The organism is Paracoccus sp. J39, assembly GCF_000518925.1.
Lineage (GTDB): Bacteria > Pseudomonadota > Alphaproteobacteria > Rhodobacterales > Rhodobacteraceae > Paracoccus.
In genome coordinates this window covers 11,796-32,996 of record NZ_JAEN01000022.1, presented here as the reverse complement: position 1 = coordinate 32,996, position 21,201 = coordinate 11,796, and the positions used below count along the sequence as shown (strand labels likewise).

Below are 21,201 nucleotides of genomic sequence, written 5' to 3'. Positions count from 1 at the left end.
CGCTCCGCAGCGCAGAAGTTGACCCAGATCAAACCTGCCCCGCCGGCCGCGTGATGGGTGAGCCGCAGAAACGGCGCGCGAAAGACCCAATCGGAGCATCCGCCATGTCGGACCCACGATCCCCGTCCCCGATGCAGCAGCAGAAGGCGCTGTGGCTCAGCACCACCGCCTTCACGCTGTGCTTCGCCGTCTGGACGATCTTCTCCATCATCGGCATCACCATCAAGGACGAGCTCGGCCTGACCGAGTTCGAATATGGCGTGCTGATCGCCACACCTATCCTGACCGGCTCGCTGATCCGGCTGATCCTCGGCGTCTGGACCGAGCGTTACGGCGGGCGGCTGGTGTTTTCGCTGCAGATGCTGTTCACCGGCCTTGCCACCTGGGCGCTGACCTGGGCCGAGAGCTATGCGGGCTTCCTGCTGGCCGCGCTTGGCGTCGGTCTGGCGGGCGGTTCCTTCATCATCGGCGTCGCCTATGTCTCGAAATGGTTCCCGGCCCAGCGGCAGGGGACGGCGCTCGGCATCTTCGGCATGGGCAATGTCGGCGCGGCGGTGACCAAGTTCATCGCCCCCTTCATCCTGGTGGCCTGGGGCTGGCAGGCCGTGGCGCAGATCTGGGCGGTGGGCATCGCGCTGATGGGCGTGGTCTTCCTGCTGGTCGCGCGCGACGACCCCGATTTCGAGGCGCGCCGTGCCGAGGGCATCGCCGCGCCCAGTTTGGCCGAGCAGTTCGCGCCGCTGAAAAGGCTGCAGGTCTGGCGCTTCGCGCTTTACTATTTCTTCGTCTTCGGCGGCTTCGTCGCCCTGGCGCTGTGGCTGCCGCATTACCTGACGCAGGTTTACGGCGTCGATCTGCGGGTCGCCGGCATGGCGGCGGCGGCCTTCAGCCTGTCGGCCAGCATCTTTCGCGCCTATGGCGGCATCCTGTCGGACCGCTTCGGCGCGCGCACGGTGATGTACTGGACCTTCGGCTTCAGCGCGCTGTTCCTGTTCATGCTGTCCTATCCGCCGACCGACTACACCATCCGCGGCATGGACGGGCCGATCTCGTTCTCGACCGAGATGGGGCTGTGGCCCTTCGTGGTCACGCTGTTTGCACTGGGCTTCTTCATGAGCCTGGGCAAGGCCGCGATCTTCAAGCACATCCCGGTCTATTACCCGAACCATGTCGGTGCGGTGGGCGGGCTGGTCGGCATGATCGGCGGCCTTGGCGGCTTCGTCCTGCCCATCGTCTTCGGCGCGCTGCTGGACCTGACCGGCATCTGGACCTCGTGCTTCGCCTTGCTCTTGCTGGTCGTGGTGGTGTCCATGGGCTGGATGCACCTCTCGATCCGCGCCATGGAGCGGCAGGCGCAGGGCCGGGCCCTGGACCGGCTGCCGAACTTTCCCGAACTGGCCGAGGTGCATGACCCCGAGCGCACGGTGATGCCGCGCGTGCTGGACGACTGGCGTCCCGAGGACCCGGCATTCTGGTCCGAAAAGGGCCGCCGGATCGCCAGGCGCAACCTGTGGATCTCGATTCCGGCGCTGCTGCTGGCCTTCGCGGTCTGGATGGTCTGGTCGGTGGTGGTGGCCAAGCTGCCGCAGATCGGCTTCGGCTTCAGCCAGGACCAGCTGTTCTGGCTGGCGGCGCTGCCGGCGCTGTCCGGGGCCACGCTGCGCATCTTCTACAGCTTCATGGTGCCGATCTTCGGCGGGCGGCTGTGGACGACGCTTTCCACCGCCTCGCTGCTGATCCCGGCCATGGGCATCGGCTATGCGGTGCAGGATCCGACGACGCCCTATCTGATCTTCGTCGCGCTGGCGCTGCTGTGCGGGCTCGGCGGGGCCAATTTCGCCTCGTCCATGGCCAATATCAGCTTCTTCTTCCCGAAATCGGAAAAGGGCAGCGCCATGGGGCTGAACGCCGGCCTCGGCAACCTGGGCGTCTCGGTGATGCAGTTCCTGGTGCCCATCGTCATCACCATGGGCGTCTTCGGTGCCATGGGCGGCGCCCCGCAAGAGCTTTCGGACGGCGGCCGGCTGTGGATGCAGAACGCCGGATTCGTCTGGGTGCCCTTCATCATCGCCTCGACCGTGGCGGCCTGGCTGGGCATGAACGACATCGCCGACGCCCGCGCCAGCTTCCGCGAGCAGGCGGTGATCTTCACCCGCAAGCACAACTGGGTGATGTGCCTGCTTTACATCGGCACCTTCGGCAGCTTCATCGGCTATTCGGCGGGCTTCCCGCTGCTGACCGGCCTGGCCTTCCCCGAGGTGAACGCGCTGCAATTCGTGTTCCTGGGGCCGCTGGTCGGCGCGCTCAGCCGGGCCGGCACCGGCTGGCTGGCGGACCGGGTCGGCGGCGGGCGGGTGACCTTCTGGGTCTTTGCCGGCATGATCGCCTCGGTCGCGCTGGTCATCCTGTCGCTGCAGGCGCTGTCCTTCGCCGGCTTCTTCGCGGGTTTCATGGCGCTGTTCTTCTTTACCGGGGTCGGCAATTCCTCGACCTTCCAGATGATCCCCGTGATCATGCGCAAGGAGATCGCCCGGCTGGAGCCGCAGCTTTCGCCCGAGGATCGCCGCCGCCAGTCGGACCGCGAATCCGCCGCGATCATCGCCTTCACCAGCGCGATCGGGGCCTATGGCGGCTTCTTCATCCCCAAGGCCTACGGCAGCTCGATCGCGCTGACCGGATCGGCGCTTGGCGCGCTCTGGGGCTTCCTCGGCTTCTACGTGCTCTGCCTTGCCGTGACCTGGGTCTTCTACACCCGGCCGGGCGGCCTTCTGCACGACATCGAACGCGGCCGCGCCCCCGCCGGCGCCGCCACCCCTGCCTGAGAATTCCAAGGAGACAGCTATGAGCCATCTGCTGGACCGCCTGAACTTCCTGAAACCCGCCCGCAAGGACGTGTTCGCGGAAGGGCATGGCCAGACCACGACCGAGAACCGCGACTGGGAGGACACCTATCGCTCGCGCTGGCGGCACGACAAGATCGTCCGCTCGACCCACGGGGTCAACTGCACCGGTTCCTGTTCGTGGAAGATCTACGTCAAGTCCGGGATCGTCACCTGGGAGACGCAGCAGACCGACTATCCCCGCACCCGGCCGGACCTGCCCAACCACGAGCCGCGCGGCTGCGCGCGCGGCGCCTCCTACAGCTGGTATCTCTATTCCGCGAACCGGGTGAAGACGCCGCTGATCCGCGGCCGGCTGATGCGGCTCTGGCGCGAGAAGCGCAAGACCATGACGCCCATCCAGGCTTGGACAGCGATCCAGACCGACCCGGCCGCGCGCGAAAGCTATACCCGCATCCGCGGCAAGGGCGGTTTCGTGCGCGCGACCTGGGACGAGGCGACCGAGATCGTCGCCGCCGCCAATGCCTATACCGCAAAGACATACGGCCCCGACCGGGTCTTCGGCTTCTCGCCGATCCCGGCCATGTCGATGGTCTCCTATGCAGCCGGCACGCGCTACCTGTCGCTTCTGGGCGGGACCTGCATGTCCTTCTATGACTGGTATTGCGACCTGCCGCCTGCCTCGCCCCAGACCTGGGGCGAGCAGACCGACGTTCCCGAAAGCGCGGATTGGTACAACGCGGGCTACCTGCTGCTCTGGGGCTCGAACGTGCCGCAGACCCGCACGCCCGACGCGCATTTCTATACCGAGGCGCGCTATCGCGGCACCAAGTCGGCGGTGATCTGCCCCGACTATTCCGAGGCCGCGAAATTCGGCGACATCTGGCTGAACGCCAAGCAGGGCACCGATGCGGCGCTTGGCATGGCCTTCGGCCATGTCATCCTGCGCGAATTCCACCTGGACCGGCAGGCCGAGTATTTCGAGGATTACTGCCGCCGCTATTCCGACATGCCGATGCTGGTGCGGCTGGAGGAACGCGACGGCCGCCTCATCCCCGGCCGCCAGCTGCGCGCCAGCGATTTCGACGGCGCGCTGGGGCAGGCGAACAACCCGGAATGGAAGACGGTCGCCATCGACGAGACCACGGACCGCATCGTGGTCCCGAACGGTTCCGTGGGCTTCCGCTGGGGCGAGGAGGGGCGCTGGAACCTGGAGCAGAAGGCGGGCGGGGACGAGGTCCGGCTGAAGATGAGCCTGGTGCTCGACGAGGATCGCGACGACGTCGCCGGCGTCGATTTCCCCTATTTCGGCGGTGCCGCGACCAACGGCTTCGCGGTGGACGACCGCGGCGCGGTGCTGACCCGCAACGTTCCGGTCAAGCGCCTGACCCTCGCCAATGGCGAGGAGGCGCTGGTCGCCACGGTCTTCGACCTCATCTGCGCGAACTACGGCCTCGACCGCGGCCTGGGCGGCGGGAACGTCGCGCGCGACTATGACGCCGACGTGCCCTTCACACCGGCCTGGGCCGAGCGCATCACCGGCGTGCGCCGCGACAAGATCATCCAGGTGGCGCGGGAATTCGCCGCCAATGCCGAAAAGACCAACGGGCGGTCGATGGTCATCATCGGCGCGGCGATGAACCACTGGTTCCATATGGACATGAACTATCGCGCCGTCATCAACATGCTGGTGATGTGCGGCTGCGTCGGCCAGTCCGGCGGCGGCTGGGCGCATTACGTCGGCCAGGAAAAGCTGCGCCCGCAGACCGGCTGGACGGCGCTGGCCTTCGCGCTGGACTGGGCGCGGCCGCCGCGGCACATGAACTCGACCTCGGCCTTCTACGCCCATACCGACCAGTGGCGCTACGAGACGGTGAGCGCCAGGGAGATCCTTTCGCCCACCGCGCCGGCAGGCGACTGGGACCGGCTGAGCCTGATCGATTACAACATCCGGGCCGAGCGCATGGGCTGGCTGCCCTCGGCGCCGCAGCTGCGCCAGAACCCGCTGGAGGTGGGCCGCGCCGCCAAGGCCGAGGGCATCGCGGTCAAGGATTACGTCGCCCGCGAGTTGAAATCCGGCCGGCTGGAAATGTCCTGCGAGGACCCGGACGCGCCCGAGAACTGGCCGCGGAACCTGTTCGTCTGGCGCTCGAACCTGCTGGGGTCCTCGGGCAAGGGGCATGAGTACTTCCTCAAGCACCTTCTGGGCACCGATCACGGCGTGCAGGGCAAGGACCTGGGCGAGGAAGGCGGCGTGAAGCCCGTCGAGGCCGCCTGGCACGACCGGGCGCCCGAGGGCAAGCTGGACCTGCTGGTCACCATCGACTTCCGCATGTCCACCACCGCGGTCTATGCCGACATCGTCCTGCCGACCGCCAGCTGGTACGAAAAGGACGACATGAACACCTCGGACATGCATCCCTTCATCCACCCGCTGCAGGCGGCGGTGGACCCGGCCTACGAATCGCGGACCGATTGGGAGATCTTCAAGTCCATCGCCCGCAAGTTCTCGGAGATCGCGCCCGAGGTGCTGGGGGTCGAGACGGACGTGGTGCAGCTGCCCCTGCAGCACGACAGCCCCGGCGAGATCGCCCAGCCCTTCGTGCAGGACTGGAAGCGGGGCGAATGCGAGCTGATCCCCGGCAAGACCGCGCCGGCCTATATCGAGGTGACGCGCGACTATCCGAACCTCTACCGGCGCTTCACCGCGCTGGGGCCGCTGATGGAGAAGCTGGGCAATGGCGGCAAGGGCATCAGCTGGGACACCAGGGACGAGGTGCATCACCTGCAGGCGCTCAACGGCCGGGTGACCGAAGAGGGCCCGACCAAGGGCATGGCGCGGATCGAGACGGCCATCGACGCCGCCGAGGTGGTGCTGATGCTGGCCCCCGAGACCAATGGCGAGGTGGCGGTCAAGGCCTGGCAGGCGCTTGGCCGCGCCACCGGGCTCGACCACAAGCACCTGGCCGAGGTCAAGGAGGACGAGAAGATCCGCTTCCGCGACATCGCCGCCCAGCCGAGGAAGATCATCTCCTCGCCCACCTGGTCGGGTATCGAAAGCGAGGAGGTCTGCTACAATGCCGGCTGGACCAACGTGCACGAGCTGATCCCGTGGCGCACCGTCACCGGCCGCCAGCAGCTTTATCAGGACCACGAATGGATGCGCGCCTTTGGAGAGGCCTTCGTCACCTGGCGGCCGCCGGTCGATCTGAAGACCATCGGCGCGGATGCCCGGAAATCGCTTGCCGCCGGCGAGAAGCACGTGGTGCTGAACTTCCTGACCCCGCACCAGAAATGGGGCATCCATTCCACCTATTCCGACAACCTGCTGATGCTGACGCTGAACAGGGGCGGCCCGGTGGTCTGGATCTCGGAGATCGACGCGCAGAAGGCCGGGCTGGTCGATAACGACTGGGTCGAGGTCTTCAACAGCAACGGCGTCATCGCCGCCCGCGCGGTGGTCAGCCAGCGCATGAAGGAAGGCAGCATGTTCATGTATCACGCGCAGGAAAAGATCGTGAACACGCCCGGCAGCCAGATCACCGGCAAGCGCGGCGGCATCCACAACTCGGTCACCCGCATCGTGCTGAAGCCGACCCATATGATCGGCGGCTATGCGCAGCTGGCCTATGGCTTCAACTATTACGGCACGGTGGGGGCCAACCGGGACGAATTCGTCATCGTCCGCAAGATGAACAAGGTCGACTGGCTCGACCAGCCCGCAACCCAAGCGACGGAGGCAGCGGAATGAAAGTGCGTGCGCAAATCGGCATGGTGCTGAACCTGGACAAGTGTATCGGCTGCCATACCTGCTCGGTGACCTGCAAGAACGTCTGGACCTCGCGCGAGGGCGTCGAATACGCCTGGTTCAACAATGTCGAGACCAAGCCCGGCATCGGCTATCCCAAGGATTGGGAGAACCAGAGGCGCTGGAACGGCGGCTGGGTGCGGACGAAATCCGGCCATCTGCAACCCAGGCAGGGCGGCAAGTGGCGCATCCTGGCGAATATCTTCGCCAATCCCGACCTGCCCGAGATCGACGATTTCTACGAGCCCTTCGATTTCGACTACGATCACCTGAAATCCGCGCCCGAGATGCAGGCCTTCCCGACCGCCCGGCCGCGTTCGAAGATCAGCGGCCAGCGGATGGAGAAGATCGAATGGGGCCCGAACTGGGAGGAAATCCTGGGCGGCGAGTTCGAGAAACGCAGCAAGGACTACAATTTCGAGGGCGTGCAGAAGGACATCTACGGGGAATATGAAAACACCTTCATGATGTATCTGCCGAGGCTGTGCGAGCATTGCCTCAATCCGGCCTGCGTCGCCTCCTGCCCCTCGGGCGCGATCTACAAGCGCGAGGAGGACGGCGTGGTGCTGATCGACCAGGACAAGTGCCGGGGCTGGCGGATGTGCGTCTCGGGCTGCCCCTACAAGAAGATCTATTACAACTGGTCCACCGGGAAGTCGGAAAAATGCATCCTGTGCTATCCGCGCCTTGAATCGGGCCAGCCCACGGTCTGTTCGGAAACCTGCGTCGGCCGCATCCGCTATCTGGGCGTGATGCTTTACGATGCCGACAAGATCGCCGAGGCGGCCGCATCCGAAAGCGAGATGGACCTTTACGACGCGCAGCTCGGCGTCTTCCTGGACCCCAATGACCCCGAGGTGATCGCTGCCGCCCGCGCCGAGGGCGTGCCCGAGGACTGGATCAGGGGCGCGCAGAAATCGCCGATCTGGAAGATGGCGATGGAGTGGAAGATCGCCTTCCCGCTGCATCCCGAATACCGCACCCTGCCGATGGTCTGGTATGTGCCGCCGCTGTCGCCGATCCAGAACGCCGCCGAGGCGGGCAAGATCGCCGCGCAGGACGACATGCCCGACGTGCGCAGCCTGCGCATCCCGCTGCGCTACCTGGCGAACATGCTGACCGCGGGCGACGAGGCGCCGGTGGCGGCGGCGCTGGAGCGGATGCTGGCCATGCGCAGCTACATGCGCTCGAAGACCATCGACGGCGTGGTGAATCTGGGCGTCGCCAAGCGCGTCGGCCTGACCCCGCAGCAGATCGACGAGATGTATCACCTGCTCGCCATCGCCAATTACGAGGACCGCTTCGTCATCCCGACCACGCATCGCGAGATCGTCGAGGACGCCTATGACCTGCGCGGCGGCTGCGGCTTTACCGACGGGCATGGCTGCTCGTCCGGCAACAGCCCCTCGCTTTTCGGCGGCAAGAAGTTCCGCAGCCCGCAGGAGTTCATCGCATGAAAAGCTTCAAGGCCCTTTCGGCGCTGCTTTCCTATCCCGGCGAGGAGCTGATCGCCGCGCTGCCCGAAATCGACGCCGTGCTGCATGCCGAGGGGCTGCTTGGCCCCAAGCGCATGGAAGAACTCGGCCAGCTGCTGCAGGAACTGCGGCAGGGCGACCTCTACGACCTGCAGGAACGCTATGTGCTGCTCTTCGACCGCTCGCGCAGCCTGTCGCTGAACCTGTTCGAGCATGTGCACGGCGAAGGCCGCGACCGCGGCGGCGCCATGGTGGACCTGCTCGAGACCTATCGCGCCGGCGGCTTCGATCTGGCGGGGTCGGAACTGCCCGACCATCTGCCGGTGCTGCTGGAATACCTGTCGACCCGGCCCCTGCCCGAGGCCGAGGCGCTTCTGGCCGATGCCGCGCCCATCCTCGTCGCGCTGGCCGAGCGTCTGACCCGGCGCGAGACGGCCTATGCCGCCGTGCTTGCCGCGCTGGTCGCGCTGGTGGTGACCGAGCCCGCCGAACTGTCCGAAGACCTGGCCGCCGTCCCCGACGACGATCCCGAGGATCTGGCGGCGCTCGATGCCGTCTGGGAGGAGGCGCAGGTCACCTTCGGCCCCGATCCCAATGCCGGCTGCCCGGTCAGCCGCGACATCCTGGCCCGCATGGACGCCCCGCGCGTCCCCAACCCGGCGCAATGAGCAGGAGGCGCAGATGAACAACTTCCTTTTCGGCATCTACCCCTATATCGCCATCACGGTGATGATCCTCGGCTCGATCATCCGCTACGATCAGGACCCGTTCAGCTGGAAGTCGAAATCCAGCCAGATCCTGCGGCGGCGGCAATTCGTCATCGGCTCGGTCCTGTTCCATGTCGGCGTGCTGGTGATCTTCTTCGGCCATCTGGTCGGGCTTCTGACCCCGATCGCGGTCTTCGATGCCATCGGCATCAGCCATGGCGCCAAGCAGGTGCTGGCCATGACCGCAGGCGGCATCGCGGGGGTCATGGCGCTGGTCGGCGGCGGGATGCTGCTGCATCGCCGGCTTTACGATCCGCGGGTGCGCGCCCATACCACCCTGGCCGATACCGGCATCCTGGTGCTGCTGGTCGCGCAGCTGGTGCTGGGGCTCATGACCATCCTGGTCTCGATGCAGCATCTGGACGGGCATGAAATGACGCTGCTGATGTCCTGGGCGCAGGGCATCGCCTATTTCCGCGCCGGGGCGGCCGAGCATCTGGCCAATGCGCATTGGCTCTTCAAGCTGCATATCCTGCTGGGCCTGACCATCTTCCTGCTGTTCCCCTTCACCCGGCTGGTGCATATGATCTCGGCCCCGCTGCGCTATCTGTGGCGGCCGGGCTATCAGATCGTGCGCTCCAGGCGTCATCCGGCGGAGTGACGGCGATGCAGATGAAACCGCTCTTGCCGCCGGTCGTCGTGAACGGCGTGACCATCGACCCCGGCCGCATCGCGGCCGAGGCGCAGAACCATCCTGCGCCCAAGGGCAAGCCCGGCCATGCCTGGCGCGCCGCCGCCCGGGCGCTGGCGGTGCGCGAGATTCTGTTGCAAGAGGCGCGCGCCCGGGGCATCGCCGCCGAGCCGGCCGAGCTTGCCCCCGGCCAGTGGGAGACCGAGGAGGAGGCGGCGATCCGCGCCCTGCTGGATCGGGCCATCCGTCCCGAGCCCGCAGACGAGGCGGCGCTGGCCGCGCATTACGCCGCCCATCCCGAACAGTTCCGCGCGCCCTCGCTCTACGAGGCGGCGCATATCCTGTTCGCCGCCGCGCCGGACGACGCCCCGGCGCGTGCCGAGGCGCGCGCCCGGGCCGAGGCGGTGCTGGCCGAGCTGAGCGCCGCGCCGCGCCGCTTTGCCGAACTGGCCGCGCATCACAGCGCCTGTTCGTCGAAGACCGCCGGCGGGGTGCTGGGGCAGCTGAGCTCGGGCGATACCGTCCCCGAGTTCGATGCCGTGCTGGCCGGCATGGAGGAGGGGACGCTGGCGCTGGCCGAGACGCGCTACGGCCTGCATGTCATCCGCCTCGACGCCCGGGCGCGGGGCGAGGTGCTGCCTTTCGCAGCCGTGCTGCCGCAGCTGCGCCAGGCGCATGATAAGGCGGCCTGGCTGCGCGCCAGCCGCGCCTATGTGGACCGGCTGGTCGCGGGGGCCAGGATCTCCGGCGTCTCCTTCCGGCGCGATGGGGGCATCTGATGCGGCTGGCCTATGTCAGCCTGCCCGGGCGCGGCGCCAACGACCGCTTCCTCGCCGCCATCGCCGGACGGGCGCAGGCAGCGGGGCTGCGGCTGGCCGGGACGGTGCACACCAACCCGCGGCGCGAGGGGCGCATTAAATGCGACATGGACCTGCGGGTGCTGCCCGACGGCCCGGTGCTGCGCATCAGCGAGGATCGCGGCGACGGTGCGCGCGGCTGCCGGCTGGATGCGGGGGTCCTTGAGGCGGCGGTGCTGGGCGTCGCCGCGGCGCTGCCCGGTGCCGACCTGCTGCTGGTCAACAAGTTCGGCAAGCAGGAATCCGAGGGGCGCGGCTTTGCGCCGCTGATCGCCGAGGCGCTGTCGCGCGGCATCCCCGTCCTGGCCGGGGTGAACGGGCTGAACCTGCCGGCCTTCCGGGCCTTCGCCGACGGGCTTGCCACGCAGCTTCCCGCCGATGAGGCGATGGTGCTGGACTGGTGCCGGGCGGCCTGCGCGCCGCATCCCGCCTGAGGCAAGACCCCCATGGCGAAAAGGCCCGGTCCTCGGACCGGGCCTTTTGGCTTTCTCGTCAGGCGGTGCGGCCCGGCCCCGAGACCGGCTTCCTGGCGATCTTCGGTCCCGCCAGCACCGGCAGGTAAAGCAGGGCGAAGCCGCCGAAGGCCAGCAGCCACAGCGTGCCCGACAGATGCAGCAGCCAGACCTGCGCCGGAAGCAGCCCGGCCAGCAGCCGCAGCGCCACCGAACCGAGAAGCGCCAGATAAAGCGCCGTGGTGCCGCGCCCGGCATGCAGGGCCCGGCCGCTATGGCCAAGGCTCGCACGGCTCATCACCGCCAGGGTCATCAGCCCGATGGTGCCGGCCAGCCAGACATGCCGCGCCGGCGCCGCCGCGAGCAGCCCGAAACCCGCCGCCGCCTCGGCCCAGAAGCCGAGCGCCAGCAGGGCATAGGCCAGGTGCAGCACCCAGAGCAGCGGCTCGGCCCCGGTCTGCACACCCTGCCAGCGCGCCAGCCGCCACAGATGCGCCGCGCCGCAGGCCAGCATCAGCCAGGGCATGGCGGAAGCGTCGGGCGCGGCGACGAAGCCGGCCAGCGTCAGCGCCGTCAGGCCCAGCACCGCACCGTCGCCGCGACCGAAGGTGGCCGGCAGGCGCCCGGCGCCGCGCGCCGCCAGCCAGTTGCGGGTGAAGCTGGGGATGATCCGTCCGCCGATCAGCGCGATCAGGATCAGCGCCGCGGCCAGTCCAAGGCGCATGCCCAGGCCCTCGAAGGCCGCGCCGCCGCGGGCGGCCTCGATGTGAAACAGCGCGTTGCCAGCGGTGAACAGCCCCAGCAGCGCCAGCACCGGCAGGTTGCGCCAGTTCCGGCCGCGCAGGACCTCGCGCGCAAGAAAGGCCAGCAATGCCAGACCCAGCGCCAGATCGGCCAGCATCACCAGCCGCCAGTCGATCAGCCCCGAGACCGCGACCGCGACCCGGCCCAGAAGCCACAGCCCGACCAGCCCGGCCAGGGGTGCGCCCATCACCGGCAGCCGCCCGGTCCAGTTCGGCACCGCCGTCAGCAGGAAGCCGGCGATGACCCCGGCCAGGTAGCCGTAAAGGAATTCATGGGCGTGCCAGCTGAACGGGTCGAAGGCCAGCGGCAGGATCTCGGCCCCGCCGAGCATGGCGACCCAGATCGCCATGGCCAGCGCCGCCCAAAGCGCCGAGAGCAGGAAGAACGGCCGGAAACCGTAGCTGAAGAGCACCGGGCCGCGATAATTGCGCATGCGTTCCGAGGTGGACATCGCGCGTCTCCGTCAGACATGGATCAGGGGCAGGCGGCGGCACCGGCGCGCGCCTCGAGGAAGCCCTGCGAGAACACCGCGCCGGGCTGGATGCGGCGCAGGTCGGCCAGGGCATCGCGCGCGGAAAGCCCGCTGTCCAGCAGGCGCGCGTAAAGCCCGGCCACGGCCGCGAAATCGCCCGGTTGCGGCGACAGCCGCAGCGCGCCGATGCCGGCCTCGCGCAGGGCGCCGATCTGTCCCGCGACGCTCATATGCGTATAGCTCAGCGTCTGGACGCCGTTCACGGTCAGGAAGGGCTGGCCCTCCAGCGTCTCGACCGTGCGGCCGTCGGGGTCTTCGGCGCAGACGAACTGGCAGCTGTCCTTGGCGCGGTCGTGCAGCCGCGCGTGATAGCAGCGTCCCGAGATCGCCAGCGGCGCCCGGCCATGGCCCCAGACCTCGACCGCGACGCCCGCATCGGCCCCGGCACGAGCGAGATGCGCGACCGAGTCCAGCGGCAGCTCGGGCGGCAGGCAGATGCGGCGCGCGCCTCGCGACGCCAGCCATTCCAGCGTGCCCTCGTTATAGACGTTGACCGTGGGGCCGACCCAGAAGGGCGCCCCCTCGGGCAGGTGTTCGAGCGCGGTCAGGTCCGCGATCTCGACCGGCAGGCCCGAGGCGAACAGCTCGGCCGTCTGCCGGCGCTCGCGCTTGAGCGTGATCAGCGTCAGCGTGGACAGCGCCACCTCCTTGCCGGCGGCTTGCAGCACCTCGACCGCGGCGGGGATCTCGTGCTGCCAGAAGGGCAGGCGCTTCGAGCAGACCCATTCGCCGATCACCACCCGCTTGACGGGGGTTTCGGCCAGGCTCCGGTAGAATTCGCGGACCTGGTCCGCGTTCCAGAAAAAGGCGATGGGGCCGACGGTCAGGTCCATGGTCATCTCCAGGTCTTGGCATAGGCGCCGGTGGTCGCGGCCTGGCCCTCGGTCAGCCGCGCAAGCAGTCCCTCGGGCATGGGCGCGCCCTGTTCGGCGGCCTCGACGGCGGCGCGGAAGGCGCGCACCACCTGCGCCACATAGGCGCGCGAGCGTTGCCGCCCCTCGATCTTCAAGGCGCGGACCCCGGCCTTCTGCAGCGCCGGGATCAGCCGGGTCGCGTCCAGGCTGACCGGATCCTCGAAGATATGGCCGGTCTGGCTGTCCCCCTTGCCATCGGGCGAGGTGAAGCAGCCCTTGCACAGCGTCGGATAGGGCACCGGCATGCCCTTGGGCGTGCGGTGGATCAGGAAATCGCCCAGCCGCGCCTCGTGATTGCCGCCGACATCGGCATAGGCGACGTGGCTGGCGGGCGAGCAGACGCCGTTCATGTTCGGCGACAGCCCGGTGGCATAGGAGGAAAGCGAACAGCGCCCCTCGGCCATCACGCAGAGCCCGCCGAAGACGAAGACCTCGGTTTCCACGTCGATCTCGCGGTTGATGGCGGTGATCTCCTCGACCGACAGCACGCGCGGCAGAACCACCCGGCGGATGCCGAAGGTCCGGGCATAGAAGTTGATCGCGTCGGGATTGGCGGCGGCGGCCTGCACCGACAGGTGCAGCCGCAGGCCGGGATGGGCCTCGGCCGCATGGGCGATCAGGCCCAGATCGGCCAGGATCACCGCATCGGCGCCCAGCCGGGCGGCGTCGGCCACGGCGCGGTGCCACAGCGCCTGGTCGCCGGCGCGCGGGAAGGTGTTGATCGCCACCAGCACATGCGCGCCGCGCGCATGGGCATAGGCCACGCCCTCGGCCAGTTCCTCGCGGCTGAAGTTCAGGCCGGGGAAGTTGCGGGCGTTCGTCTCGTCGGCAAAGCCGCAATAGATCGTGTGCGCGCCGGCATCGACCGCTGCGCGCAAGGCTGCCGGGGTCCCGGCGGGGCAGACCAGTTCCATCATGGCGTCACCTCCTGCCGGGACAGGACCAGCCCGCTTTTGCGGGCGACGAGCTCCGAGCCGCGGCGCAGCCAGCGGTCCAGCGGCCGGCCGGAAAGCGCCGCCAGCTCCTCGGTCAGGTCCAGTTCGGCATCGTCCAGCGCATTGCGCAGCGCCAGCACCGCCGAAGTGTCGCCGGAAATCTGCAGCTCGCCGGAAAAGAACAGCGCATCGCCGTCCTCGGCGCCGTGCAGCATGGCGAGGAAGGCGGCCAGCCCGCCCCGGATCGCGGCGTCATGCGCCGGCTCGGGCGCGCGGCGCGAATGGGCGGACAGCCGCCGCGCTTCGGGCTCCATCAGCAGCAGGAAGGGCCCGTCGCTGACATCGAGCAGGAAGCGCGCCCGGCCATGCGGGCCGAGCCGCGACAGGATCGCGGGCCGGCGGGCGGCGATGCGGCGCAGGAATGCCGTCAGGGCCAGGCCAAGGGCCCGGCGGGCAAGGGGCGGGGGCGGAAGCCGCATCAGCAGCGGCGTCAGGGCGGGGCGCTGGGTCATGTCCAAGGTCTAGGCCGGTCAATCGGCGCTGTGATTGATCTTCGTCAAGCCCCGGCCGGAATTCCTCGCCTAGCTTGCACCCATGACCCGCCCGCCTTGCCGCGGGCCTGCCGGAGCCTTCGATGCGCAGCCTTCCCTCCTTCCCCGATCTGCGGGCCTTTCTTGCCTGGCTGGAGGCGCGGGGCGAGCTTGCGCGCATCGCCGAGCCCGTCTCGCCCCGCCATGAGATGACCGCGGTGCAGCTGGCCTGCCTGCGCCGCGGCGGGCCGGCGCTGCGCTTTGACCGGCCCGGGGAATCGCGCATTCCGGTCGTCGCCAACCTGTTCGGCACCAGGGCGCGGGTCGCGGCCGGGCTGGGGCTGCAGCCCGACGAGATCGCGGGCTTCGGCGCATTCCTCGCCGCCTTGCGCAGCCCGGCCCCGGTCGAGGGCATGCGCGACGCCATGTCGCGCTGGCCGATGCTGCGCGCGGCGCTGGCGACGCGCCCGAAGCTCATGCGCAACGGCCCGGTGCAGGAGGCCGCGCTGCCCGGCCTCGATTCGCTGCCCGTGCAGACGCCCTGGCCCGGGGATGGCGGGCCGCTGATCACCTGGCCGGTGGTGCTGACGCGGCCGCAGGACAGCCGGGCCGAGGACCTGGCGCGCTACAACCTGGGCGTCTATCGCGCGCAGGTGCTGGGGCCGGACCGGCTGATCCTGCGCTGGCTGGCGCATCGCGGCGGGGCGGCGCATCACCGCAGCTGGGCGCGGGCGGGCGAGCCGATGCCCGTCGCCATCGCGCTTGGCGCCGATCCGGCGCTGCTGCTGGCCGCCGCGCTGCCCTTGCCCGAGACGGTGTCCGAGCTTGGCTTTTCCGGCGTGCTGCGCGGTGCGCGGGCGGAACTGGTCGCGGCGCAGACCGTGCCGCTGATGGTGCCCGCCCGGGCGGAAGTGATCGTCGAGGGCTGGATCCATCTGGGCGAGACGGCGCCCGAAGGCCCCTTCGGCGACCATACCGGCTATTACAATGCCGTCGAACCCTTCCCGGTCATGCGCGTCAGCCGCATCACCTGCCGCGACGAGCCGCTTTATCTCTCGACCGTCACCGGCCGGCCGCCCGACGAGCCCTCGGTCATCGGCGAGCTGTTCAACGAACTCGCCCTGCCGGTGATCCGCGCCCAGATCCCCGAGATCACCGACCTGTGGCTGCCGCCCGCCGCCTGTTCCTATCGCATGGCGGTGGTGGCGATCGACAAGCGCTATCCCGGCCAGGCGCGGCGGGTGATGATGGCGCTGTGGGGGATGCTGCCGCAATTCAGCTATACCAAGCTGGTCGTCGTGGTGGACCGCGACATCGACGTGCGCAACTGGGACGACATCGCCTGGGCGATCTCGACCCGGATGGACCCGGGGCGCGATGCGATGCTGATCGACCGCACGCCGATGGATTACCTCGACTTCGCCTCGCCCATCGAGGGGCTGGCGGGCAAGCTGGGGCTGGACGCCACCACCAAGATCGGCGCCGAGACCGGGCGGGAATGGGGTCGGGTCATGCAGCTTGACCCCGCCCATGAGGCGCGGGCCGAGGCGCTGCTTGCCACGGTGCTGCCATGAGGGTGGTGCTGGGCGTTTCCGGCGCCTCGGGCGCGGTGCTGGCGCTGGATTGCGCCCGCGCGCTGACCCGCGCCGGGGCCGAGATCGATCTGGTCGTCTCGGCCATGGCCGAGCGCACGCTGGTCGAAGAGGCCGGCCCCGGCGCGCTGCGCGACCTGCAGGCGCTGGCCACGCGCGTGCATGCGCAGCGCGACCTGGGGGCCGGGATCGCCTCGGGCTCCTGTCCGGTCGCCGGCATGATCGTCGCGCCCTGCTCGATGCGCAGCCTTGCCGCCATCGCGCATGGTTTCGACGACGGGCTGCTGACGCGCGCCGCCTCGGTGCAACTGAAGGAGCGCCGGCCGCTGGTCCTGCTGGCGCGCGAGGCGCCGCTGACGCTGGCGCATCTGGAAAACATGCAGGCCGCGACCCGGATGGGCGCGGTGATCCTGCCACCCGTGCCGGCCTTTTACCTGCGTCCGCAGAGCCTGGCCGAAGCCACCGCCCAGATCGCCGCCCGCGCGGTCGATCTGCTGCGCCTCGGCCCGCCGCTCGCCCGGGCCTGGACCCCTGCCCAAACCGATGGAGAACGCCATGACTGAGATCACCCTTGCCCCCGACAGCATCGTCGGCGACATCGCCGCCCGGCTGCCCGGCGCCGCCGAGGTCTTTCGCCGCGCCGGCATCAGCTTCTGCTGCGGCGGCAACCTTCCCCTGGCCGAGGCCGCGGCCAAGGCCGGCGCGGCCCTGCCGGCGCTGACCGCCGAGCTGCAGGCGCTGATCGACCGCGCCGGGCGCGACGCGCCGGCCGAGACACCGGCGCTGATCGACCACATCCTGACGCGCTATCACGACACCCATCGCGAGGAGCTGGCCTGGCTGATCGGCCTCGCCCAGCGGGTCGAAACGGTGCATGGCGACCATGACGAGGCGCCCCTGGGCCTGACCGAGGCGCTGCTGGCGCTGCGCGACGAGCTCGAATCGCATATGGCCAAGGAAGAGACGGTGCTGTTCCCCGCCATCCTGCAGGGCGCCGGCGCCATGCTGGCCGGGCCGATCCGCATCATGCAGGCCGAGCACGAGGATACCGGCAGCCAGCTGCGCCGGATCGAGCATGTCACCCATGGCCTGACCCTGCCGGTCGGCGCCTGCGGCTCGTGGACGGCGCTATATACCGGCTTGCGCAAGCTTTGCGACGACGTGGTCGCCCATATCCATCTGGAGGAGGAAGTGCTGTTCCCGCGCGTGCTGGCGGCCTGACCGGGCCGCGCGGCCCCTCGGCGCCGCGGCGCCGGGGGCTTGCCCGGCGTTCAGCCCCCCGCGGGGGTGCGGGTCGGGATGGCGAAGCGGGCGCGCTTCAGGATCGTGCCCGCGGCGTCGATGGTCAGGCGCAGCGCCTGGCCCCGGAAAAAGAAGGTCAGGCGGTGGCGGCCGGCATCCTCGCCCTCGCCCGTCTCGCAGCGGGTGGTGATGCGGTTCTCGCGCAGCAGCTCGGGCACCCGGCCGGGATCGAGCCCGAAGGCCGAGGCCAGTTCCTGCGCCTCGACCACGAAACCGCTTTCGGTCAAGTCGATCCTGTCCATGGCTGCTTCCCCGTGATCGTCATGGCCGGGATATGGGGACCCGCGCGGCGTTTTGCCATGGCCGGGCGGGGCGTTCCGCCTGACTTTTGTCAAAAACAAGGCGCGGGCGACCCCAGTCGCGCCGCGCCTTCCGCTGCTGCTGGCCGCCGGGTCAGTTGACCTGCGCCAGTTCGGCATCCAGGCGCTCGCGCGCCTTCTTGGGCATCTTCGCCGTCTTGGCCGCGTCGAGATTCGCCGGCTCGTCGCCGACCTGCACCAGCGCCACCATGCCCATGCCGAAATGCGGCGTGCATTTCACGCCATACAGGCCGGGCTCGGTGACGGTCAGCGTATAGGCCTCGTTGATCTTGCTTTTGAAGGTTTCCACGCCTTCGGGCAGGATCTCCTTGATGGCTTCGACATTGTGGCTCTTGTCGGTCGGGATGAAGTTGATCACGTCGCCCGGCTCGGCCCGGACAAAGGCCGGCTCGAACACCATGGGGCCGGCTTCGCCCTTGTTCAGCATGTGCACGTCATGGGTTTCGGCGAATGCGGGGGCGGCAAGACCAAGCGCCAGCAGGGCTCCGGCGGCAGCGGCGAGGGATTTGTGGAACATCGTGTTCTCCTTGGGTGGTCCGGGCGGCAAACCCGCCCTTCGCCCGTCTTCCTAGACCCTTTCCGCGGCCCGCAGCTTGAGCAATGTCAAATGCCGAGGGAAAAACTTGGGCTCTTGGCTTGACAGATTGTCGCAGCTGCGACCGGCTGTCGCTTTTCCGGCCTCGGGTCGCATTGCTTGACCTAAATCAACGCGGAGTGCGGGGCCGGGGCATAGACGGGGGGCATGTGCCGCCGCGCGAACCATAACCGGGCCCGATCCCCCATCACCCTTGCCGCGATCCTGCTGCTGTTGCTGGCGGGATGGGCAGGGACCGGCGCCGCCATGCCGGCGCATCTGGCGGCGGCGCTGACCGGGCCGCTGCAGGAGGTCGTGCTTTGCGCCGAGGGCCATGCCCGGACGGTCTGGCTGGACGCCGAGGGCAACGAACATCCTGCGCCGCAGGAATGCCGCGACTGCCCGGTCTGCCATCCCTCCATGCTGGCCGCCGGCCCCGAGCCGTGCCTGCCGGCGGGGCCGGGACAATGGCTGCGCCAGGCCGGGCCGCTGCCGGGGGCGCAGGTCCGCGGCGCGGGCCGGCCGCTGATGGTGCTGGCGCGCGGCCCGCCGTCTTTCCTTTCTGCCCGGACCGTCACGGTCCTGTCGCCTGCGGGCGAAAGCCTTCGGCCGGTTGCGGCCGAGCCGCGCCTAACGAAGCGCGGGGCCCGGGCATTTGCCATGGATGCCCGAGCATGAAGATCCTTCGCCTTGTCCTCGCCCTTGCGCTGCTGATGCTGCCGGCGCTGCCAGCGGCCGCCGAAAGCGTGCTGGCCCAGCTTCTGCCGGAGCAGAACGCGGCCGATCTGGTGCCCGGCGCCGAGGGGTTCGGGCCGATCCGCCCGGATCTGGCCGTCGCGCCGGTGCTGAAGGGCGGCGAAACCGTCGCCCATGCCTTCGTCACCTCGGATTTCGTCGGCACCACCGGCTATTCCGGCAAGCCCATCCATACGCTGGTGGCGCTGGACCGGGATGCGAAGATCGCCGGCGTCCGGCTGGTCAAGCATTCCGAGCCCATCGTGCTGATCGGCATCCCCGAAGCCAAGGTCAAGGCGCTGGTCGAAGGCTATCAGGGCCTCGACCTGGTGGCCGAGGCCCGTTCGGGCGGCACCGCGCATGAGGTCGAGATCATCTCGGGCGCCACGGTCACGGTGATGGTGATCGACGATTCCATCGTCCGCTCGGGCCTGAAGGTCGCGCGCGCGCTGGGTCTTGGCGGCCTTGCCCCCGAAGCCGCGGCGACCGGCCCGACATTCGAGATCGATCCCGAGGCCGCCCCGCCCGCCGACTGGCACGAGATGGAGGGCGACGGCACGCTGCGCCGGCTGTCGCTGGATGTCGGCCAGGTGAACGCCGCCTTCGCCGCCAATCCCGACCCGCGCGCCGCCGAGCGCGCCCTGGCCCAGCCGCCGGAGACCACCTTCATCGAGATGCAGGCCGGGCTGGTCTCGGTCCCCGCCATCGGCGGGGCGCTGCTGGGCGCTGCGCAGGATGCGAACCTGAAAAGCTGGCTGGAACCGGGCGACCAGGCCATCGCGGTGATGGGGCGCGGGCTCTACAGCTTCAAGGGCTCGGGCTATGTGCGCGGCGGCATCTTCGACCGCATCGTGCTGATCCAGGACGACATCTCGGTCCGCTTCCGCGACCGCGACCACCGGCGCATGAACGCCATCGCCGCCGAGGGCGCCCCGGACTTCGCCGAGATGGACCTGTTCAAGATCCCCGCCGCCTCGGGTTTCGATCCGACGAAGCCCTTCCGTATCCAGTTGCTGGTCCAGCGCGAGGTCGGGCCGATCGACAAGGTCTTCCACACCTTCGACCTGGGTTATCAGCTGCCGCAGAGATACCTGCGCGGCGTGGCCGCGCCCCAGGCCGCGGCGCCCGCGGCCCAGCCCGACGAGAGCCAGGCCCAGGCCGAGCTGTGGAAGCGCATCTGGCTGGATTCCAAGCCCAAGATCGCCGGGCTCGGCGCCATGCTGCTGGTGCTGACCGGGGTGTTCTTCTTCCAGAGCTTCGCCACCCGCAACGAGCGCGCCTTCTATGTCTTCCGCATGGGCTTCCTGACCGTGACGCTGGTGTTTCTGGGCTGGTATGCCAATGCGCAGCTGTCGGTGGTGAACCTGATGGCGCTGTTCGGCAGCCTGGTGAACGGCTTCAGCTGGCAGGCCTTCCTGCTCGATCCGCTGACCTTCATCCTGTGGTTCGCGGTCGCGGCGGCGCTGCTCTTCTGGGGCCGGGGGGCCTATTGCGGCTGGCTTTGTCCCTTCGGCGCGCTGCAAGAGCTGACGAACCAGATCGCGCGCAAGCTGCGCATCCCGCAATGGACCCTGCCATGGGGGCTGCACGAGCGGCTCTGGCCGGTCAAATACATGATCTTCCTGGGCCTTTTCGGCGTCTCGCTGATGAGCGTGGAGCAGGCCGAGCATCTGGCCGAGGTCGAGCCCTTCAAGACCGCGATCATCCTGAATTTCGTTCGGGCCTGGCCTTTCGTGGCCTATGCGGCGGCGCTGCTGATCGCCGGGCTTTTCGTCGAGCGGTTCTATTGCCGCTATCTGTGCCCCTTGGGCGCGGCACTGGCGATCCCGGCCCGGATGCGTATGTTCGATTGGCTCAAGCGCTATCACGAATGCGGCAATCCCTGCCAGACCTGCGCCCGGCAATGCCCCGTGCAGTCGATCCACCCCACGGGCGAGATCAATCCCAACGAATGCATCAACTGCCTGCATTGCCAGGTGCTCTACCAGTCCGAGACCACCTGCCCGGTGGTGATCAAGAAATTGAAGCGGCGCGAGGCCGTGGCCGCCGGCAGCATGCCCAAGCTGGGCCAGCCGCCGGCCGGCCATCCCAACGCCGCCCGCAAGATTGAAGCTTAACCAGAAGGAGTTCGAT

18 protein-coding genes are annotated in these 21,201 nt (G+C 68.9%); 12 read left to right on the top strand and 6 right to left on the bottom strand.

The window, feature by feature from the left end:
- Positions 1 to 131: 131 nt before the first annotated feature.
- From L632_RS0117500 to L632_RS0117470, 7 genes are read left to right on the top strand one after another with little or no spacing between them, the layout of a single operon-like run.
- Positions 132 to 2,822, top strand: a complete 2,691-nt coding sequence (locus L632_RS0117500; RefSeq protein ID WP_230376888.1) for an MFS transporter — start codon at positions 132 to 134, stop codon at positions 2,820 to 2,822.
- 19 nt (positions 2,823 to 2,841) lie between these two features.
- The gene (locus L632_RS0117495; RefSeq protein ID WP_028717277.1) at positions 2,842 to 6,591 is read left to right on the top strand and encodes a nitrate reductase subunit alpha; all 3,750 of its coding nucleotides are present in this window, start codon (positions 2,842 to 2,844) and stop codon (positions 6,589 to 6,591) included.
- Complete coding sequence (gene narH / locus L632_RS0117490) at positions 6,588 to 8,105, top strand: nitrate reductase subunit beta (protein ID WP_028714713.1); 1,518 nt, start codon at positions 6,588 to 6,590, stop codon at positions 8,103 to 8,105. Before L632_RS0117495 ends, narH begins: the two co-directional genes overlap by 4 nt.
- The gene (gene narJ / locus L632_RS0117485) at positions 8,102 to 8,791 is read left to right on the top strand and encodes a nitrate reductase molybdenum cofactor assembly chaperone (protein ID WP_028717276.1); all 690 of its coding nucleotides are present in this window, start codon (positions 8,102 to 8,104) and stop codon (positions 8,789 to 8,791) included. The genes narH and narJ overlap by 4 nt, the downstream gene beginning before the upstream one ends.
- Positions 8,792 to 8,804: 13 nt before the next feature.
- The gene (narI, locus tag L632_RS0117480; RefSeq protein ID WP_028714711.1) at positions 8,805 to 9,491 is read left to right on the top strand and encodes a respiratory nitrate reductase subunit gamma; all 687 of its coding nucleotides are present in this window, start codon (positions 8,805 to 8,807) and stop codon (positions 9,489 to 9,491) included.
- A 5-nt stretch (positions 9,492 to 9,496) separates the two neighbouring features.
- Positions 9,497 to 10,300 (top strand): peptidylprolyl isomerase, encoded by an 804-nt coding sequence (locus L632_RS0117475; RefSeq protein ID WP_028714710.1) that lies wholly within the window; start codon positions 9,497 to 9,499, stop codon positions 10,298 to 10,300.
- Positions 10,300 to 10,812 carry a DUF2478 domain-containing protein gene (locus L632_RS0117470; protein ID WP_028717275.1) on the top strand — a complete coding sequence of 171 codons (513 nt, stop codon included), beginning with the start codon at positions 10,300 to 10,302 and terminating at the stop codon, positions 10,810 to 10,812. Before L632_RS0117475 ends, L632_RS0117470 begins: the two co-directional genes overlap by 1 nt.
- A gap of 58 nt (positions 10,813 to 10,870) precedes the next feature.
- Here L632_RS0117470 and L632_RS0117465 read toward each other — a convergent pair whose 3' ends face one another.
- The 4 genes from L632_RS0117465 to L632_RS0117450 are packed head-to-tail and all read right to left on the bottom strand — an operon-like array spanning position 10,871 to position 14,527.
- Entirely contained in the window at positions 10,871 to 12,085 is a 1,215-nt protein-coding gene (locus tag L632_RS0117465; protein ID WP_028717274.1) for an NnrS family protein, read from the bottom strand.
- Positions 12,086 to 12,108: 23 nt separating this feature from the next.
- Positions 12,109 to 12,999 (bottom strand): U32 family peptidase, encoded by an 891-nt coding sequence (locus L632_RS0117460; RefSeq protein WP_028714707.1) that lies wholly within the window; start codon positions 12,997 to 12,999, stop codon positions 12,109 to 12,111.
- 2 nt (positions 13,000 to 13,001) lie between these two features.
- The gene (locus tag L632_RS0117455) at positions 13,002 to 13,994 is read right to left on the bottom strand and encodes a peptidase U32 family protein (RefSeq protein WP_028714706.1); all 993 of its coding nucleotides are present in this window, start codon (positions 13,992 to 13,994) and stop codon (positions 13,002 to 13,004) included.
- Positions 13,994 to 14,527, bottom strand: coding sequence for an SCP2 domain-containing protein (locus tag L632_RS0117450; RefSeq protein ID WP_028717273.1), 534 nt, complete (start codon positions 14,525 to 14,527; stop codon positions 13,994 to 13,996). The genes L632_RS0117455 and L632_RS0117450 overlap by 1 nt, the downstream gene beginning before the upstream one ends.
- A 122-nt stretch (positions 14,528 to 14,649) precedes the next feature.
- Here L632_RS0117450 and L632_RS0117445 point away from each other — a divergent pair, with 122 nt between their 5' ends.
- Genes L632_RS0117445 through ric form a run of 3 tightly spaced genes read left to right on the top strand, consistent with a single transcriptional unit; the run spans position 14,650 to position 17,358 of the window.
- Entirely contained in the window at positions 14,650 to 16,119 is a 1,470-nt protein-coding gene (locus L632_RS0117445) for a UbiD family decarboxylase (RefSeq protein ID WP_028717272.1), read from the top strand.
- Positions 16,116 to 16,700: a UbiX family flavin prenyltransferase gene (locus L632_RS0117440; protein ID WP_028714703.1), complete on the top strand. Its 585-nt coding sequence runs from the start codon at positions 16,116 to 16,118 to the stop codon at positions 16,698 to 16,700. Before L632_RS0117445 ends, L632_RS0117440 begins: the two co-directional genes overlap by 4 nt.
- Entirely contained in the window at positions 16,693 to 17,358 is a 666-nt protein-coding gene (gene ric / locus L632_RS0117435) for an iron-sulfur cluster repair di-iron protein (RefSeq protein ID WP_028714702.1), read from the top strand. Before L632_RS0117440 ends, ric begins: the two co-directional genes overlap by 8 nt.
- A gap of 50 nt (positions 17,359 to 17,408) precedes the next feature.
- Here ric and L632_RS0117430 read toward each other — a convergent pair whose 3' ends face one another.
- Positions 17,409 to 17,681: a DUF6522 family protein gene (locus L632_RS0117430; protein ID WP_028714701.1), complete on the bottom strand. Its 273-nt coding sequence runs from the start codon at positions 17,679 to 17,681 to the stop codon at positions 17,409 to 17,411.
- Positions 17,682 to 17,832: 151 nt separating this feature from the next.
- Positions 17,833 to 18,276: a pseudoazurin gene (locus L632_RS0117425; protein WP_028714700.1), complete on the bottom strand. Its 444-nt coding sequence runs from the start codon at positions 18,274 to 18,276 to the stop codon at positions 17,833 to 17,835.
- A 225-nt stretch (positions 18,277 to 18,501) separates the two neighbouring features.
- On the opposite strand from L632_RS0117425, the gene L632_RS0117420 reads away from it, so the two are divergent.
- Positions 18,502 to 19,011, top strand: a complete 510-nt coding sequence (locus L632_RS0117420; RefSeq protein WP_028717271.1) for a hypothetical protein — start codon at positions 18,502 to 18,504, stop codon at positions 19,009 to 19,011.
- Positions 19,008 to 21,185, top strand: coding sequence for a NosR/NirI family protein (locus L632_RS0117415; RefSeq protein ID WP_028717270.1), 2,178 nt, complete (start codon positions 19,008 to 19,010; stop codon positions 21,183 to 21,185). The genes L632_RS0117420 and L632_RS0117415 overlap by 4 nt, the downstream gene beginning before the upstream one ends.
- Positions 21,186 to 21,201: the final 16 nt, after the last annotated feature.